Origin of the sequence: Natronococcus sp. CG52 (genome assembly GCF_023913515.1) — an archaeon.
GTDB classification, from domain to species: Archaea; Halobacteriota; Halobacteria; order Halobacteriales; family Natrialbaceae; genus Natronococcus; species Natronococcus zhouii.
The window spans coordinates 341,026-356,382 of sequence record NZ_CP099392.1 but is presented as its reverse complement, the minus strand read 5'-3'; the positions used below and the strand labels follow the sequence as shown (position 1 = coordinate 356,382).

At 62.2% G+C, this 15,357-nt stretch carries 18 protein-coding genes and 2 pseudogenes; 8 read left to right on the top strand and 12 right to left on the bottom strand.

Annotated features, from left to right (window positions below):
• Positions 1 to 37: 37 nt before the first annotated feature.
• Complete coding sequence (locus tag NED97_RS21280) at positions 38 to 250, top strand: hypothetical protein (protein ID WP_252490796.1); 213 nt, start codon at positions 38 to 40, stop codon at positions 248 to 250.
• Between the two features lie 445 nt (positions 251 to 695).
• Here the strand turns inward: NED97_RS21280 and NED97_RS21275 are convergent, their stop codons facing one another.
• Positions 696 to 1,505: an alpha/beta fold hydrolase gene (locus NED97_RS21275; protein ID WP_252490795.1), complete on the bottom strand. Its 810-nt coding sequence runs from the start codon at positions 1,503 to 1,505 to the stop codon at positions 696 to 698.
• Positions 1,506 to 2,024: 519 nt separating this feature from the next.
• On the opposite strand from NED97_RS21275, the gene NED97_RS21270 reads away from it, so the two are divergent.
• The 3 genes and pseudogenes from NED97_RS21270 to NED97_RS21260 all read left to right on the top strand — a co-directional run.
• The gene (locus NED97_RS21270) at positions 2,025 to 3,119 is read left to right on the top strand and encodes an ATP-binding cassette domain-containing protein (protein ID WP_252490794.1); all 1,095 of its coding nucleotides are present in this window, start codon (positions 2,025 to 2,027) and stop codon (positions 3,117 to 3,119) included.
• Positions 3,116 to 3,952, top strand: coding sequence for an ABC transporter permease (locus tag NED97_RS21265; RefSeq protein WP_252490793.1), 837 nt, complete (start codon positions 3,116 to 3,118; stop codon positions 3,950 to 3,952). The genes NED97_RS21270 and NED97_RS21265 overlap by 4 nt, the downstream gene beginning before the upstream one ends.
• A 205-nt stretch (positions 3,953 to 4,157) precedes the next feature.
• Positions 4,158 to 4,460, top strand: a pseudogene (locus NED97_RS21260) (ABC transporter permease); the annotation flags it as partial.
• A 280-nt stretch (positions 4,461 to 4,740) separates the two neighbouring features.
• Here the strand turns inward: NED97_RS21260 and NED97_RS21255 are convergent.
• A complete protein-coding gene (locus NED97_RS21255) occupies positions 4,741 to 5,928 on the bottom strand; it encodes a helix-turn-helix domain-containing protein (protein ID WP_252490792.1) in 1,188 nt (395 codons plus the stop codon).
• Between the two features lie 18 nt (positions 5,929 to 5,946).
• Complete coding sequence (locus NED97_RS21250) at positions 5,947 to 6,267, bottom strand: hypothetical protein (RefSeq protein WP_252490791.1); 321 nt, start codon at positions 6,265 to 6,267, stop codon at positions 5,947 to 5,949.
• 100 nt (positions 6,268 to 6,367) lie between these two features.
• On the opposite strand from NED97_RS21250, the gene NED97_RS21245 reads away from it, so the two are divergent.
• Positions 6,368 to 6,817 (top strand): ester cyclase, encoded by a 450-nt coding sequence (locus NED97_RS21245; RefSeq protein WP_252490790.1) that lies wholly within the window; start codon positions 6,368 to 6,370, stop codon positions 6,815 to 6,817.
• Positions 6,818 to 7,423: 606 nt separating this feature from the next.
• Here the strand turns inward: NED97_RS21245 and NED97_RS21240 are convergent.
• Entirely contained in the window at positions 7,424 to 7,888 is a 465-nt protein-coding gene (locus NED97_RS21240) for a luciferase domain-containing protein (protein WP_252490789.1), read from the bottom strand.
• A gap of 14 nt (positions 7,889 to 7,902) precedes the next feature.
• On the bottom strand, positions 7,903 to 8,484 hold the full coding sequence (locus NED97_RS21235) for an ester cyclase (RefSeq protein WP_252490788.1): 582 nt from the start codon (positions 8,482 to 8,484) through the stop codon (positions 7,903 to 7,905).
• Positions 8,485 to 8,546: 62 nt separating this feature from the next.
• Between NED97_RS21235 and NED97_RS21230 the strand changes: the two genes are divergently transcribed.
• Complete coding sequence (locus tag NED97_RS21230; protein ID WP_252490787.1) at positions 8,547 to 9,200, top strand: helix-turn-helix domain-containing protein; 654 nt, start codon at positions 8,547 to 8,549, stop codon at positions 9,198 to 9,200.
• A gap of 711 nt (positions 9,201 to 9,911) precedes the next feature.
• Positions 9,912 to 10,025, top strand: a pseudogene (locus tag NED97_RS23380) (helix-turn-helix domain-containing protein); the annotation flags it as partial.
• Between the two features lie 110 nt (positions 10,026 to 10,135).
• Here the strand turns inward: NED97_RS23380 and NED97_RS21225 are convergent.
• Together NED97_RS21225 and NED97_RS21220 are read right to left on the bottom strand one after the other, a co-directional pair.
• Complete coding sequence (locus tag NED97_RS21225; protein ID WP_252490786.1) at positions 10,136 to 11,356, bottom strand: FAD-dependent oxidoreductase; 1,221 nt, start codon at positions 11,354 to 11,356, stop codon at positions 10,136 to 10,138.
• Complete coding sequence (locus NED97_RS21220; RefSeq protein WP_252490785.1) at positions 11,353 to 11,610, bottom strand: hypothetical protein; 258 nt, start codon at positions 11,608 to 11,610, stop codon at positions 11,353 to 11,355. Before NED97_RS21220 ends, NED97_RS21225 begins: the two co-directional genes overlap by 4 nt.
• 195 nt (positions 11,611 to 11,805) lie before the next feature.
• Between NED97_RS21220 and NED97_RS21215 the strand changes: the two genes are divergently transcribed.
• Positions 11,806 to 12,432: a helix-turn-helix domain-containing protein gene (locus tag NED97_RS21215; RefSeq protein ID WP_252490784.1), complete on the top strand. Its 627-nt coding sequence runs from the start codon at positions 11,806 to 11,808 to the stop codon at positions 12,430 to 12,432.
• 224 nt (positions 12,433 to 12,656) lie between these two features.
• Here the strand turns inward: NED97_RS21215 and NED97_RS21210 are convergent, their stop codons facing one another.
• The 5 genes from NED97_RS21210 to NED97_RS21190 all read right to left on the bottom strand — a co-directional run bounded on the left by NED97_RS21210 (position 12,657) and on the right by NED97_RS21190 (position 15,265).
• Positions 12,657 to 13,058 (bottom strand): GFA family protein, encoded by a 402-nt coding sequence (locus NED97_RS21210; protein ID WP_252490783.1) that lies wholly within the window; start codon positions 13,056 to 13,058, stop codon positions 12,657 to 12,659.
• Positions 13,055 to 13,537, bottom strand: a complete 483-nt coding sequence (locus NED97_RS21205) for an SRPBCC family protein (protein ID WP_252490782.1) — start codon at positions 13,535 to 13,537, stop codon at positions 13,055 to 13,057. The genes NED97_RS21210 and NED97_RS21205 overlap by 4 nt, the downstream gene beginning before the upstream one ends.
• Positions 13,534 to 14,043 carry an SRPBCC family protein gene (locus tag NED97_RS21200; protein WP_252490781.1) on the bottom strand — a complete coding sequence of 170 codons (510 nt, stop codon included), beginning with the start codon at positions 14,041 to 14,043 and terminating at the stop codon, positions 13,534 to 13,536. The genes NED97_RS21205 and NED97_RS21200 overlap by 4 nt, the downstream gene beginning before the upstream one ends.
• Positions 14,040 to 14,378 carry an ArsR/SmtB family transcription factor gene (locus tag NED97_RS21195; protein WP_252490780.1) on the bottom strand — a complete coding sequence of 113 codons (339 nt, stop codon included), beginning with the start codon at positions 14,376 to 14,378 and terminating at the stop codon, positions 14,040 to 14,042. The genes NED97_RS21200 and NED97_RS21195 overlap by 4 nt, the downstream gene beginning before the upstream one ends.
• Positions 14,379 to 14,641: 263 nt before the next feature.
• A complete protein-coding gene (locus tag NED97_RS21190) occupies positions 14,642 to 15,265 on the bottom strand; it encodes a TetR/AcrR family transcriptional regulator (RefSeq protein WP_252490779.1) in 624 nt (207 codons plus the stop codon).
• Positions 15,266 to 15,357 lie beyond the last annotated feature (92 nt).

Genomic DNA, 15,357 nt, shown 5'->3' with positions numbered 1-15,357 from the left:
CCGAAATGAGCATCGAGCATCGAAGCGCAGGGATTCCATGACTGAGCCAGCTACCGGCGGTTCGAAACCGATTTCATCGGGGGAGCGGAGACTGGCGACTGCCGTTCTGATACTCGCCGCGCTCGGCGCGGTCGTCTCCTTCATCGTAACGGCGTCGTCCATCCGCGTTGCGGACCCCGAGACGTTCGTCATCGAGAGCTGGCAGCTGTTCGGGTTCCTAGTGTTCGCCGGGATCTACCTGTTGTTATAGCCTACCGCCCCGGACAGTATCCCGGGATCTGGGAGCTGGTGATCTTCCACAAAGCGGCGGTCGAGTCTTCCTCCTCGGCGTCGGTAGCGACGCAGTCGGTGCCACGTCGGTCGCCGTCGTCGACGGCGTGCTCGCGATCGCGCTCGTCGCTGCCTATCTGCTCGTCGGGGGTATCGGAACTGGGGCCGGCTCCTGAACCAGACGTCTGAGCCGAGGTTCGGTCATCGTGGACTCCTCGGTCATACCGACCGCCTCGAGACCAAGTGTGCGGTACCGCGTCGATCGAGCGGAACGGCCGTCAGCCATTCGCGAGCGAACGCCACGTCGTCGCCGAGGGAGACGAGACACAGGGCGAGTGATCCGGCGAATAGCCACCGTTCAGCGGACGGCAACGGATCGGTGAGGTGGAAGACCGACGAGACGCGGATATCGAGGGAGAACCCCCTCAATCGTCCGAGAATTCCGCTACCACGGGAGCGAGGGCGTCCGGTGTGACCTCGTGAGTTTGCCCCTCCAGAGAGCGGTACTGCGAATCGGGTAGGGCGTTCGCGAGCGCTTGCGCCGCGTGACGCGCCCACGCCGGACTCTCCGTTCCGTCCATCACGAGCGTCGGCGCCGCGACGGATTCCAGCCGGGCGGTCGGCAGCGAGCCGTCTCCGACGACGGTGAGATCATAGACGAGTGTCGGTGCGAGTTCTTCGAGGGCCGGCCACATCGGTCCGTTCCGCATCCCGCCGACGCCGTCGGCGGGCATCCCGACCGCTTCCGTCAGGAAGCGTTCGACCGCGTCTCCCCGTCGACCGTCTGCGAGACGGGCCTCGAGTTGCGTCGCGAAGTCCGGCGGCGGTCGGGGTGCGCCCTCGTCGACCCGGTACGGCGGTTCGTACAGTGCCAGTCGTTCGATGGCGAGGCCGCGAACCGCGGCCTCGAGGGCGAGTATCGCACCGGAGGACATCCCGAAGACGAACGCCGAGCCGCCGACTTCGTCGATGATCGCCTCGAGGTCGTCGAACTCGCGTTCGACCGCGTACGGTTCCGTGTCACCGCTCTCTCCCCGTCCCCGTCGGTCGTAGGTGTACACGGTAAAGTGCGGCGCCAGATGCGCTGCCAGCGGCGCGCCCGCCGACCGATCGGTGAGTGCGCCGCCGACGAGGACCAGCGGTGGACCCTCGCCGGATCGCTCGAAGGCGATGGATGTGCCGTCGTTCGAACGCACGATACCCGTTCGATCGCTGTGTACGTCGGTTTTCGTCATGTGATTTCGTCGCCAATTCCGGCGGCTCTTCGCGATACCGACCCGAGTTGATCTGATACGTTACGCTCGTCCTCGCAGTATCGAGACGCTAGCAAACGGCATAAAAGACGCGTCTCGCGGATCGAACGTAGCCGTTCCCGTTCGATCCTATTGGGTCACATTCCGCCGCCGACGAGGGAGGGTGAATATCTTCACGCGAACCGGCATCGAACTCGACTCCGTAGCTACGCGTGCCGATCCGGAACCGAGAACGCGCCTGTGAACCATCGCGGCGCACGAGAGCCGCGAACGTCTTCGATCGGGAGGAGTGAAAGTGACTCGACGGCGCCCGTATCGCGCCACGTCGGCCGTCTCAGGCCCTCCGAAGACTACTTTCGCACCGCTCTTGGATCCCGTATATACGCTCGAGAGGCGTACGAAACGGTAGAGAATCATGATCGATCGCACCCCAACCGAGAGACCGACTGCGCGTCGCGTCGGTCGCGACCGACCGCGACCCCCCACCGGAGAGGTGGGCGAATGACGGATCACCGATCGTCGAGCACCTCCGATTTCGCGAAAGACGCGGAGCGACCGGAGTCGATCACGGCAGCGGCGAGCCGTGCGGACGCCTCGACGGCGAGCGGCGAAGACGGCGCCGACGAACCGGCTCTCGCGATCGAAACGGACGGCCTCGTCAAACACTTCGGAGACACGAAAGCCGTCGACGGCGTCGACCTGACGATTCCCGCGGGCGGCATCTACGGCCTCCTCGGACCGAACGGCGCCGGAAAGACCACCACCATCCGCATGCTCGCGACGCTGTTGCGTCCCGACGCGGGTGCGGCTCGAGTGTTCGGCCACGACGTGGTGAGCGACGCCGACGACGTGCGCAGCCGGGTGAGCATGACCGGCCAGTTCGCGTCGGTGGACGAGGACCTCACCGGCCGCGAGAACCTCGTCCTGCTGTCGCGATTGCTCGGCTACTCGCGGTCGCAGGCCAAAGCGCGAACGAACGAACTGCTCGCGGCATTCGGCCTGACCGAAGCGGCCTCGCGTCAGGTGAAAACGTACTCCGGCGGGATGCGACGCCGCCTCGATATCGCAGCGAGCATCGTCGTCACGCCGGAGTTGCTGTTCCTCGACGAGCCGACCACCGGGCTCGACCCGCGGAATCGGACCCAGGTCTGGGAGATCATCCGGGCGCTCGTCGCCAACGGAACGACGGTGGTGCTGACCACGCAGTACTTAGAGGAGGCCGACCAGCTCGCCGATCGGATCGCCGTCATCGACGACGGTCGGATCATCGCCGAGGGTACGCCGGGCGAACTCAAATCCTCGATCGGTTCGGGCGTCCTGAACGTCCGTGTGCGCGATCCCGACCAGCGCGAGGAGGCCAGACGGGCGCTGATCCGGATCCTCGACGTTCCAGTGGATCTCGAGTCCGATCCGACGGCGCTGTCGGCTCGAGTCGCCGAGACCGACCGCATCGCCCACGCGTTCGTAGAGCTCTCTCGAGCCGACGTCGCGATCACTGATTTCGCACTCGGCCAGCCGAGTCTCGACGAGGTGTTTCTCGCGCTGACCGATCACCCGGCTCACGAGGACGCGATTGCCGAGGAGGGGTACCGATGACCGACGAGACCACGGCCACCGAGCCGGACGTCGAAATCCTGCGGTCGGCGGTGTCGGATCAGCCGCGGCCGCCGCGAGCGAACGCCATCTCCGCCTCGCTCACGTTCGGCTGGCGAGCGCTGTTGAAGATCAAGCACGTCCCCGAGCAGCTGTTCGACGTCACCGTCTTCCCGATCATGTTCCTGTTGCTGTTCACCTACCTGTTCGGCGGGGCGCTCGCGGGATCGACGAGCGCGTACCTGCAGGAACTCCTGCCGGGGATCCTCGCCATGACGGTCGTGTTCATCACCATCTACACCGGCGTGACCCTGAACGACGACATCGACGAGGGCGTCTTCGATCGGTTCCGAACCCTGCCGGTCTGGCAACCCTCGGTCATCGTCGGCGCCCTGCTCGGCGACGCCGTGCGGTACACGATCGCCTCGACGATCGTCATCGCCCTCGGGTTGGTGCTCGGGTTCCGACCGGAGGGCGGAGCCGTCGGCGTGTTGTCGGCGGTGGCGCTCCTGCTGGTGTTCTCGTTCGGACTGTCGTGGATCTGGACCGCACTCGGATTCGTCATGCGAAGCCCGGAGTCGCTCATGGGCGTGAGCATGATGATCCTGTTCCCGCTGACGTTCGTCAGCAACGTCTTCGTCGGCCCCGAGACGATGCCCGGGTTGCTCGAGGCGTTCGTCGGCGTCAACCCCTTCAGTCACCTCGTCATCGCGATGCGCGGGCTAATGCACGGGACGGCGACGGCCGGCGAAATCGGGACGGTACTGTTCATGTCGGCGGTATTCGTCGCCGTGTTCGGCCCCGTGACGATGTATCTGTTCCGGGCCCAGCAGTAGCGGATACCGCGGCGGTCCCACGAGACCCTAAAATCGCACGCGGTGTTCGCTCTCCGACGCCGTCTCTCGAGTCGGTCGGTTACCACCGAATACCCGCCACACGCGAGCACACTGCTGGAGCGTTCGAACGAGACGAACCTCGCTGTTAAACGACCGCGGACCGGATGGTCTTCGCTTCCGCCCGCCGAAGATGGTCTCCGATCGTTCGACCGTTATCCGGGCGAATCTGTTGCAGTACCCTCTGTTGTTCCTCTCGAGCGCCTTCCTGCCGATCGTCGTCTTACCGGAGTGGATGCAGGTAGTGGCGACGTACAACCCGGTCACGTACGGCGTCGACGCCGTCCGCGCGCTGATGCTCGGCCAGGACGTCCTCACAGTGATCGACGTGACGGCGTTCTCCGGCGTCTGGAACACCGTCGTGCCCGCGGTGGCGGTGCTCGGCGTGCTCGGCCTCGTGCTCAGTGGTATCGCCACCGCCTTGCTGTACCGCGTCTCGAGTTCGCGAGTCAGCTTCGCTCGAGAACGAAACGACTATTCTGTACGCGGCGGCGACGCTCGCGTTCATCTCTCAGGCGATCCACATGTGGGTGCTGCCGAGCGAAAACAGGAGTTCCGCGACAAACTCGACAAGGCGAATGTCAACCACCGGACGCTCTTCCCCGGGCCCGATGGACTCGCAACGTGGCTGACCGAGTACTACAAGCCGATCGGATCGAACGACTCGTAGTCTTCGTCGGATCGGTTCGACGAGCCGGACGCGGACTGCAACGCTCCCGGACGGCGACGGATTACCGATCGTCGATTCGCACGTCGAAGGACGTCGTGAGCAGGTCCCCTTCGGGCTTCGCCTGCAGAAAGAGGCGATATCGACCTGCGGTGGGGAATCGAGCTTCGAACCGGACCGTCCCGCCTTCGGGATCCGTCTCTTCGGGGTGGACGTGTAAATACGCGAGATCCCCCTCTCGGAGGGCGACGAGGTGTCCGAGTGCACCGAGGTACGGATGTAACTGAGCAACCCGCTCGCCCCCTCGTCGAAACTCGAACTCGAGGGCGACGTCTTCCCCGGCCCGGATGTCCTCGGGCACGAGCGTTATATCGTACCCATCCGCCGTCGCTTCGCGCGTGGAATCGGGGCGAGGATCGAGTTCGACCGGGCCGGGTGCGAAGAGATCAACGCCGAGCGTCGTCGGTCGTCCGTCGACGCGGACGTCCACGAACGCTCGGTACACTCCCGGGTCCGGAAGCGCGAGTTGCTGGCTCCAGGTGCCGTCCGCGCCCAGTTCGGGATGCCGGTGCTGGAAGCGAGTGAGGTCGCGCCGGACGAAAATGAGATGGCTCAGCTCGTCGTGGGTCTCCTCGAACTCCGTGACGACGGTCCCGTCGTACTCGCGAATTTGGTACGTGAACGGCTGCTCGACGTTGGGTTCGAGGCGAATCTCCGACGGGGCGAGACGGAGGCCACCGGTAGCGACCGAGAGTCCGCCGGGTAGCGCGTGACGATCGTGGGTTCCGTGGGCATGTTCACCTCCCTCCGCCTCGTGGCTCTCCTCGGTTCTCGGCTCATCGGCGTGGTTGTGGTCTCGTTCTTCCATGACGACCCCCTCGTGCGTGATCTGTCTACCGGCTCCGGCATAGACTAGTAGGGACCTCAGTCGCCGTTTCTTCGTCCGCTCGAGTGGGCCACGATCGTCCGTTGGGACGGCCCGGAACGAACCCCTTAATAAGTTGTCCTTCGGCGCGACGTGAGATGCCGCTGGCGGTCGCTTGTTGACGCCGAACGCCTCGGCGAGGTCGGTGACCGAACAGCGACGCGGTAAGTCGTAGTAGCCCCACTCGATCGCCTCCACGACGAACTCGTGTTGTCGCTCCGTAAGGAGCGTCGAAACGTCGATCGACTGCGTGATCGACGCGATTTCGTAACTGACGCCGGCCGCCTCGAGTTCGGACGTGAATTGCGACAGCTGTTCGTGTGTCACTGTCAAATCGTTGTAGATCTAGCCGTCGCGGACGACCAGCGGGAATCGCGGGAGCGTCTCTGCTGCGCGGGCGGCCCGGTGAGAGTCCGGATTTTCGATCGCCGCCTGAATGACGGTGATCTCGTCGTCCGCGCGTGCGACCTCGTACGAGTCCACTTCAGGCGCGTCGTCGAAGTACGAACGAACCACCTCGTCGTTCGGCGCGTCCGCTTCCGCAATCGACAGGAACCGCTCTCCGTCGTCCCATCCGGCCCGCAATCGGGGTTCGGCATCGGGGTGGTTCGCCGAGAACTCGGCCAAACTCCCGTGCGGCTCGACTTTCGTTCGCACTCTCGGCATAGACGTCTCTCGACGCCGAACCGTCATCAGCACACGGGCGAACGTGTCTGACTCAACCCTGATACGCTTGTGTAGCCGATAGAGAAGTGGAGATCATACGGTGGAAGATCAAGAGCAAACGGAAGCGGAAAACAAGGCGGTAGTGCGCGACTTCATAGATGCGGTCTTCGTCGAGAAGGACGTCGAAGTCGCCGACGACTTCCTGAGAGCTGACTACCACGAATACGCGACGGGAAACGGAGAATCGTTTCGAAGTCGCGAGGAATTTAAGGCCGGTAATGCGGACTTCTTCGCCGCGTTTCCCGACCTCAGCGTCACCGAGAACGGGTGCATCGCCGAAGGAGACATCGTCGTCTACCAGCACACGTTGATCGGAACGCATCACGGAGAGCTACTGGACGCCGAACCGACAGGAAACGAGATCACACTCGAGAACGTCGGCGTTTTTCGTATCGAAGGCGGGAAAATCGCCGAGCTGTACCTGTACGCGGACACCATCAGCTTGCTACGCCGGCTCGGTATCGTCCCTGAGGATCCCGTCGCGGAATGACCGCTTCGACGATTCCAGAACGCGCGCACCGCTCGCGGGACGCCGACGAACGGCAACGGACGATACCACTTCGAGTATGTCCGAAATGATACACAGTCGAAACCCGAAGTTGAAACACATCGTTGTCGGTAGGATCGCACCGCACGCCATCTCGATCCCACTCCTCGTCGTCGCGATCGTCGTCTAGACGTTCGTCCTCTCGTTTCAGGCGCCCGGGGAGTCGATCGACTCGTCATCGAGTCGTTCACCGTACTCGTGAGCACGGTAATCGTTCCAGCGCTGACGATACTGCTTACTGTCCTGGCTGCGGCGTGGGTCGTCCGTCGCGTCGACTCGAGCGCCGCAATCGTACACGGTCTCCTAAGTCGGCGCGGTAGTCGCGGTTATCGGCCTGGCATTCGGACCGCTCGACCCGACAATGCTTGTACAGTTCTCGCTTGCGATCGTGGCCGGTTGGCTCGGTGCCAGAGTGTCTCCGATCCTCCTGAGCGAGCTTTCGGACGGCTAATTGCGACGGTACTCGCTGCCGGTTCCGCGAACCGGAATATCAGGCTGTGGGTGTCGTCCGGTCGGTTCCGCGTATTCTGGACCGCGAGGATCAACCCGTTACTTACTGCGCTCCTCGTCTACTGCAGCCTCGAAGGCGCGACGAATCGCATCGCTCGGCTCGAGTCCATCTAGTTCTTTCTCGACATCGATATCGGTTACATCCGACTCCGCCCCCACGTCCTCCTGCAGGGTGGCCACGCGAACGAGGTACGAGAGTCGGAACAGCCGGACGGCGCGGTCGACGTCGTCGGTTGATTCGATGCGGAAGGTCGTCGCAGTTGGGTGCATTGGAACGGCGTGATGTTCCTCGGTTTGGCCTTCAGTAATCAGCTCATCCCGCAGCGGTTTCGGATAGTCGATATCCGCCAGTCTCGGGTGTAGGTGTCCGATCTCCCTGCCCGCTAGTTCGAAGCTCGTCGAATTGAACCGCCCTTCAGCTGCCGTGATGTTCGGCCACGACGCGACCGTTTCGATGATCTGTTCGCTGCCCGTTTTCCGTTGTCGAACGTCTTTCTCCGTCATTGCTCGTACACGTCTTAGTCTTGGTCAGTCGGGGTCGATTCCGCTTCCTGCCATTCCATCGGTGGGACAGCCTCGAGCTGCTGGAACCAGGACAGCGAGTCCATCTGTGCCCATACTTCGACTATTCGCCCGCCGGACAGTCGGCATATCATCATCGATTCGACCGCTACCTGTCTGCCCGTCGCTGCGATACCCAGATACTCACCTCGATGTGTTCCACGCATCGTGGATCGGACTGCAACGGTATTCTCGTCTCCGAACATATCTTCTACGTCAACCGTCAGGTCTGGGAATGCCTTCCGTATCGTCGATTGAACTTCGAGAAAGCGCTCCCTGCCTCGGAGCGTCTGCAGTCCGTGGATGACGAAGTCGGGCGCGAGTATCTCGGTGGCGGCGGTGAAATCACCGTCGTTCAAGACCTCGTCGCAGTAGCGGTTGATGACCTGTGTATCGGAATTTGTTAACATGGGATCGTTCTTTCGGTCGAGACGGGTACGCTGCGTACCGCCGCTTTGAACCGGTCTTCCGAGACCAGTCTCGTTCCGGCATACGTTGTGTAGTATGCCTGTGAAGTTTACTAGGCGATCTGACACCATAGCGATTCGCGTGAAAATATTCACCACGACGGTACCAAGCCGTCAGGGAACGAAGACGGAATATGCCCAGAGTCTGGCTGAAAGTTAAACTGCCGCGTGATTCGTTGGTGAGATTTTCGATCAATTATCCGGACGACGAGTTTCGAATCCTTACCGCTCACCGCACAACGGGCAGCTTACAGGTGGTTGTCGACGCAGAGACGTCCAATTCGGAGGCTCTCGTTCAGGCGCTCGAAGAAGCACCTGAGGTGCGCTCGTGTGAGGTACTACGCACTGATCAGCGGGGAGTGTTGTTTCAGATCGAAACCTCGGAGCACGCGCCGCGATACGCGGCACGTACCGCAGGAATGTTACCGCAATACCCGATGATTTTGCGTAACGGCTGGCAAACGATTGAAACGATAGTGTCGTGGGAACGATTGTCGCAGCTCAAAGCTGAATTCGAACGGGCTGACGTATCGTTCGAACTCATCTCGATCACCCAGCCGGTCGAGGTGACCGACCTATTGACTGACCGTCAATGGGAGGTCCTCACTGAAGCCATTGCGCGTGGATACTACGATAGCCCGCGCGGTTGTTCACTCACTGAGCTTGCGACCGGGCTGGACGTTAATCCGTCGGCAGTGAGCGGCGTTCTCCACCGTGCCGAAGAGCAGGTTATCAAAGCGTTCGTCGCTGAGGCGGGACAGATCGACGGTCTCGACGCGCTCAACTAAGTCCTGATCATATCGTGACTGTCAGTTCGTAAGCGGCAGCACGATCTTCCAGCGGGTTGGTGACTCGAGGTCGGCCCGCTCATCTGATACTGCTGCCGTCGCTCTCGCCGCCAGTGTGGCTGGCTTAGGGCCAATCTGACATCGGCTCTGTTCGGCGAGTGTCTTCCACAGTGTTCTGTGATCGTGACTGTAAAGAACGAGTATCGTCGCTCGATGGCCTACAGGTACTGTGCGGCGGGTACACCTGAAATCAAACCCGATCACCACGGACTCGCCGCGCTATCGACCGACAATCCCGAGACCGAGTTCCGAATCCTGGCCGGCTACACCCGGTCGAGGAGGAGCTTCTCGTCCTGGTGGGGGAAGAGACGACGGAATCTGAGTCGGTCATTCGACGCGTCGACGAACTAGAGCGGGTACGATCCCACGAAGTGCTGTACGCAGACGATCAGACGTTCTTGGTCATGTACGGTCGCCCCGGAGCCGGAACCGTACCGGGCGGCGCGCGAATCCGGAACTCTTCCGCGAACGCCGCCCGTCCTCCGAGACGGCTGGATACACAGCGAGACGCTGACGACACCCGGACGGCTGGCCACGCTCAGAGCAGGATTCGACGCCGCCGGCGTCACCACCGACGAACTCGTCTCGGTTTCACAATCGCTCGAGCCGTCGGTCGTACTGACCGACCGACGGTGACGATTCGTCACCGAAGCGGCCGCTCGAGGGTACTACGACAGTCCACGCCGCTGTTCGGTCACCGACCTCGCCGAGGTCTTCGAGGTCAACGAGGCGACGGCGATCGGAATTCTCCGCCGTGCAGAATGAACGATCATCACGGAATTTCTCGAAGATCCCGGCGCGTAGACGCTGGTTTCGAGCGTGGAGGCTCCGTCAGAGATCGGTAGCCGGGATCGCGCTCAGTTCGGGACTGCCACTCAGGTGAGTTGTCGATCCCACTCGACGCGATACCCGAACAGCCAGTCCATCGAGTCCGTTCCGAACCTCAGAAAGACCGGCAGCATCCGGTCCCGGACCCAGCGTTTGACGGGACTGGTCATCGTCTTTTGCTTCCCGATACGTCTCGCCTGCGTAGATACCTTTTCGACACGCTCCGTTCTTAGCTCCTCGAACTGCTCGAATGCGCGCTCGAGGTCGGGGATATCTCGAAGGCACTTGGCCAATACGATCGCGTCCTCGAGCGCCATCGACGCACCGTGACCGTTGTGCGGCGGCGTGGCGTGTGCGGCATCACCGATCAGACAGACCGGTCCCTCGTGCCAGGTGTCTAACGTGGGCAAATCGTACAGCGGCCACTTGCCGATCGTTCCGTCGGTCGATCGAATAATCTCGGAGATGAACGACGAATCGTCCTCGTGTGCGTCCAGCAGGTGCCGTTTCCACTCGTCGTTCGACATCGAACCGTGCTCCCCTCGCGCCGGTTCCCCGGGCCACGGGAGGTTGTCGAACCAGTAGACCTCGTCGTCCGGTTTAGCGAGGTAGCCGAAGAAGGCTTGCTTCCCGTAGGTCATGTGCATCGCGCTGGAAGACGGAACGGACGACGGCCGGGTGGTGAAGCCGCCGCAGTCGACCATTTTGGTGTACTCGGGTGCAGGTGCGTCGGGCATGACGAGTCGCCGCGTTTTCGAGCGCACGCCATCACATCCGACGAGGAGGTCACCTCGAGTCACGGGTCCGTCCTCGAACGCAGCTTCGACGGTGTCGTCGTCGACGATCTCGATATCCTCGAGTTTCGCATCGAAGCGAACGGTGATTCCGCGCTCGATCGCCGCTTCGCGAAGCAGTTTGGCCAAACGGCCGCGTTTGATAACGTAACTCCGCGCACCGTAGGCTTCCGTTTCGTTCGTCCCATCTAATTCAGCGATGGTCTCGCCCTCGCTGTTGTAGAAGACGATGCCCGAGTCGGGGAATCCGCCGGCGGCTTCGATCTCGTCGTCCGTAATCCCGAGCGTCTTGAGCACGTTGACACCCATCGGCGCCAGTTGCAGAAATGCACCTTCGTCGTCTCTCGGCTCGGCTGCGGCTTCGTACACTATCGGGTCCATTCCCGCGCGCTGCAAGAACGCGGCGAGAACCGGTCCGGCGATCCCACAGCCGATTACGAGTACGCTGCGGGACGTTCGTTCGCTCGAGGTCACTGGTGTCCCTCTCGGGCGGTGAGATCGGCGCGGTCGGTACGTGCCTCGTCGAAGAGCATGCTGCGAAGGAAGTCGAGCAACAGTACCGTGCCAAACCCGATACCGATCGCCATTCCGGTCGGCATTCCGAGGAACCAGATAAACGAGGTGAGGAGTGCCCCAACTGCGACGACCCCCTCGAGCCGGGTCCAGTTCACCGTGTCGCCTACGCTGACGCGAGTCGAGTTCGTTTCGTCCGTGTGTTCGGTAGTCATCGTCTCTCGTCAGCTAGGAGACCGCCGCCCGACTTCTCGATTTTCGCAAACATGTTGTCCTCCTCGAACGACGCGCCTTGCTACCGGCTTGATCGCCTTCTCGAGTTCACGATCGACTGGCAGTGAGATCGTTCGAACGGTCGATGGCAACATGTTTGCGTCTATGTTGAACCGCTGGCTCGTCGTACAGAGCGTATGCCCACCGTTCGAATGAAGGTAGAAGCGTTCGGCGGTCTCGCGACGCTCTCGACCGAGTATCCGGATGCCGAATTCGCGCTGCTGACCTCCTGTGAGACTACAGACGGCCACGTGACGCTCGTCGAGATAACCGGGCTGGATCACGACGTCGCTCGTCGATACTTCGAGACCGATCCGGACGTGCGATCCTACGAGGAGATACACGCCGGCGAACAGCGGCTCGTGGTCCAGTTCCGCCAGCGGTCGGAGCCTGCACCCGGTCGCGCGGGACGCGAATCCGGAAATCCGCCGCCGTTTCCGATGCGCATCCGAGACGGGTGGGTGGTCACCGAGGCGACGGTCACGCACGATCAGCTGACTCGATACACGACCGAACTCGAGGCGGCGGACGTCGCGTACGAGCTGGTATCTATTACGCAGTCGCACGATCCGCACGAGTTACTCACGGATCGGCAGCGCCAGTTCGTCGCGGCGGCGATCGAGAGAGGGTACTACGATTCCCCGCGTCGGTGCTCGCTCACGGATATCGCGGACGAATTCGACGTGAACAAGGCGACGGCGAGCGGAATCCTTCACCGGGCCGAGGGGACGATCATTACGGAGTCCATGCGTGATCCGATGTAGGCCGATTCGGCCGGACGCGGGTTCGTCGATGCGCTTCGAACGAAAGTCGAAAACGCTCGGTGGGGCCGGAGACGAGGGACGAGCGATTCGCGCTCGTCTCGAAGTCCGGTTTCGTCGATGGGCTCGACGACGACCTCGATGCGCTCGAGACGCTACTTTGATGTCGATACCGTGGCTTTCGTTCTCCAGGTGGACGGTCCGCGCATCGGTGAGGATCACACGCTTCAGAGGTGTCGAGTCTCGGCGGGCGACGACTCCCGGTCGTGTCTTCCGTCGACGTAGGTGACCGGCGCTTCTGCCAGCTCTTCGTCCGTAGCGTCGTCCAGGCAGGCGACGTTGACGGCGTAGAAGTCGCCACCGAGTTCGGCCGCGGTCCCTCGACCGAACGGCTTGACACTGCAGCGACTGCAGAAGCGGTGGTGAATCGTATCGCCTCCGAGCTGATAGTCCGTCAACGCGTCCGCGCCCTGCAGCAGTCGGAACGCATCGGGGGTAGCGACGGCGGCCCAGTACCGCGTCTTTGCGCAGATCGAGCAGTTACACCTGGTGGTCCCCTCGAGCAGATTGAGCTCCGACTCGAAGCGAACCGCGCCGCAGTGACAGCTTCCGGCGTACGTTTCCTTCATTCGCGGCTCGCAACCCCTTCTAGCTTCTCGAGCGCGCTGGTCCACCCCTCGGCGTAGCCGTCGGCGTTCTCGCGCGCCGAACGATCCTGGTACGGACCGATGTCTTCGTGGGTGAGCACGACTTCCGTTCCGTCGTCGACGTCCCGGAACTCGTAGGTCACGCGGCTCTCTTCTTCACCCGGGTACTGCCAGGTATGGACGATCCGCTCGTGCTCGAGCACCTTCAGGAACGTTCCCTCGATATCGGTCGGGTGCTCCTCGTCCACGAAGCTGAGTGAGAGGGCACCGTCGGGCTCGGGTTCGAGGATATGGACCTGTGTCGTCACCTCTCCCGGTGCGAACCACTGCTCGAGTTCTTCGGGGTCGGTGAAAGCTCGGAAGACGCGCTCGCGCGGCGCGTCGAAGGTCCGGCGGATGGTTAGGCTCGCCTCGTCCGTTTCGAGCTGCCGCCGATCACCAGTTCCGGCGTCGTCCGTCACTCCGCATCACCTGCTGACTGAGCGACGTACGCGTCGAGCTTGTCGAGGCTCTGACTCCAGCCCAGTTCCATTCCCTCGAGTGCATCGGCCACCTCGGGGGTCCCCGTGATGACCTCCGCTTCCAGCGTGAGTTCCGTTCTGCCGTCGCGGTCGGCGAACGTCACGGTCTGGCGCACCTCGAGCTGGAAGTCGCCATCCTCGTCCTCGAATGCGCGGCTCGTGGCGACGAGTCGTTCGGGTTCGTCGACCTCGTGAAATTCCCCTTCGTCGGGGTAGATGGTCCCGTCGGGGGCTTCCATGTCGATGTGAAAGGATCCGCCCGGCCGCACGTCCATCTCACAGCGGGGTACCGTGAAACCCTCCGGTCCCCACCACTGCTCGACCTGCTCGGGATTCGTCCACGCTTCCCAGACGCGCTCGCGCGGCGCGTCGAACGTTCGTTCGATGATCAGGTTATACTCGCTCGGTTCGAATTCGGTCTCGTCGGCCGCCTCGTGATCTGTCATTGGTCATCTTCCTCTAGATGGTCTTCGAGCGCGTCGAGCCGATCCTCCCAGAAGATCCGGTACCGAGTCAGCCAGCCGAAGGCGTCGCTCAGCGGTGCGGCGTCCAAGCGGCAACGGCGTACACGGCCGTCCTTCTCGACCTCGATGAGGCCCGCGTCTTCCAGCACTTGCAGGTGCTTCGACACCGCCGCCAGGGACATGTCGTGGGGCTCTGCCAGATCGCCGACGCTCTCTGAATTGCCGGCCAACTGCTCGATGAGCGCCCGTCGGGTCGGGTTGGCCAGCGCTCCGAAGATCGCGTCGAGGTCCGGATCGTTCGCCTCTCGTTCAACCATCCGGTTGAATAGACGCCGCGCTCTTATTTAACCTTTTAGTTGAATGAGGTGAACGACCGGATATAGATAGTCCGTGCGGACGTTCGTGACCCGGTCTCGTCGCGCCCGTGTCACCGTCGTGTGCGACGACCACAGCTTCAGCGGTGTCGAGTGGTGCCGGTATTCGTTCGTCGATCGGATCGGGAGCGGTCGACGCGGAACGCCAGTAACCGACTGTCGTCCCGTCGGAGAACGAGGTTGCGCCGACGGACGGGTCGACTGCATCAGTTCTGCCGTTCGGCTGTCAACCCTCTGGCGAGCGTCGCGATGAGCAGTTCCTGGACCTGTTCGTAGTAGTTATCGGCGTACTCCTCGTACTCGTCTCTGTAGAACACCAGGAGCCCGATCGCACTGAGTAATCCGAGGATCGTCGCGGGATCGTGTTCCGCGAGCAACCCGTCGCTCTGGTCCTGCAGCGCCTCGATATACGGTACAATCTCGGCCATCCCTTCCTGCTGGATCTCTTCTAACCGCTCCGCCGGGACGTTGTCGCGAAAAGTCATGGCGTAACGGTCGTCCGCCATCAGTTGCTGAATGAGCGGATTCCGTTCGGCGAACGTGCGATAGCAACGACAGAGTCGCTCGATTCCTTCGTGTGGATCCTCGATTCCGTCGAGTTCGCTCTCCAGGCTGTTGGTAAACTCGTCGGTCTCGCGGCGCATGATCTCGAGGTACAGATCGCCCTTCGAGTCGAAAAAGAGGTAGAACGTGCTCTTGGCGATCCCGACCGGTTCCGTGATGTCCGCGACGTTCGTCTTCTTCGGCCCGAACGCCAGGAGTTTCTCGCGACCGACCTCGACGAGTTTCTCCCGGATCTGGTCCCGTTCTTCGTCGCTAAAGCCGTGCATGGGTCTCCTTGCTTCCGAAACTCTATAAATAAGTTGGTCACCATTCACAACCCCATGACCACAAAAGATATCTATTCATGGAGTCAAGGATA

Excerpts from the sequence above, each read along its gene's own strand:
- NED97_RS21240 (WP_252490789.1), bottom strand. The coding sequence starts at position 7,888 with ATGACGGAGAAAGACGTTCGACAACGGAAAACGGGCAGCGAACAGATC.
- NED97_RS21195 (WP_252490780.1), bottom strand. The coding sequence starts at position 14,378 with ATGGTTGAACGAGAGGCGAACGATCCGGACCTCGACGCGATCTTCGGA.
- NED97_RS21280 (WP_252490796.1), top strand. The coding sequence starts at position 38 with ATGACTGAGCCAGCTACCGGCGGTTCGAAACCGATTTCATCGGGGGAG.
- NED97_RS21190 (WP_252490779.1), bottom strand. The coding sequence starts at position 15,265 with ATGCACGGCTTTAGCGACGAAGAACGGGACCAGATCCGGGAGAAACTC.
- NED97_RS21210 (WP_252490783.1), bottom strand. The coding sequence starts at position 13,058 with ATGAAGGAAACGTACGCCGGAAGCTGTCACTGCGGCGCGGTTCGCTTC.
- NED97_RS21265 (WP_252490793.1), top strand. The coding sequence starts at position 3,116 with ATGACCGACGAGACCACGGCCACCGAGCCGGACGTCGAAATCCTGCGG.
- NED97_RS21275 (WP_252490795.1), bottom strand. The coding sequence starts at position 1,505 with ATGACGAAAACCGACGTACACAGCGATCGAACGGGTATCGTGCGTTCG.
- NED97_RS21235 (WP_252490788.1), bottom strand. The coding sequence starts at position 8,484 with ATGGTGTCAGATCGCCTAGTAAACTTCACAGGCATACTACACAACGTA.
- NED97_RS21250 (WP_252490791.1), bottom strand. The coding sequence starts at position 6,267 with ATGCCGAGAGTGCGAACGAAAGTCGAGCCGCACGGGAGTTTGGCCGAG.
- NED97_RS21200 (WP_252490781.1), bottom strand. The coding sequence starts at position 14,043 with ATGACAGATCACGAGGCGGCCGACGAGACCGAATTCGAACCGAGCGAG.
- NED97_RS21220 (WP_252490785.1), bottom strand. The coding sequence starts at position 11,610 with ATGACTACCGAACACACGGACGAAACGAACTCGACTCGCGTCAGCGTA.
- NED97_RS21230 (WP_252490787.1), top strand. The coding sequence starts at position 8,547 with ATGCCCAGAGTCTGGCTGAAAGTTAAACTGCCGCGTGATTCGTTGGTG.
- NED97_RS21270 (WP_252490794.1), top strand. The coding sequence starts at position 2,025 with ATGACGGATCACCGATCGTCGAGCACCTCCGATTTCGCGAAAGACGCG.
- NED97_RS21215 (WP_252490784.1), top strand. The coding sequence starts at position 11,806 with ATGCCCACCGTTCGAATGAAGGTAGAAGCGTTCGGCGGTCTCGCGACG.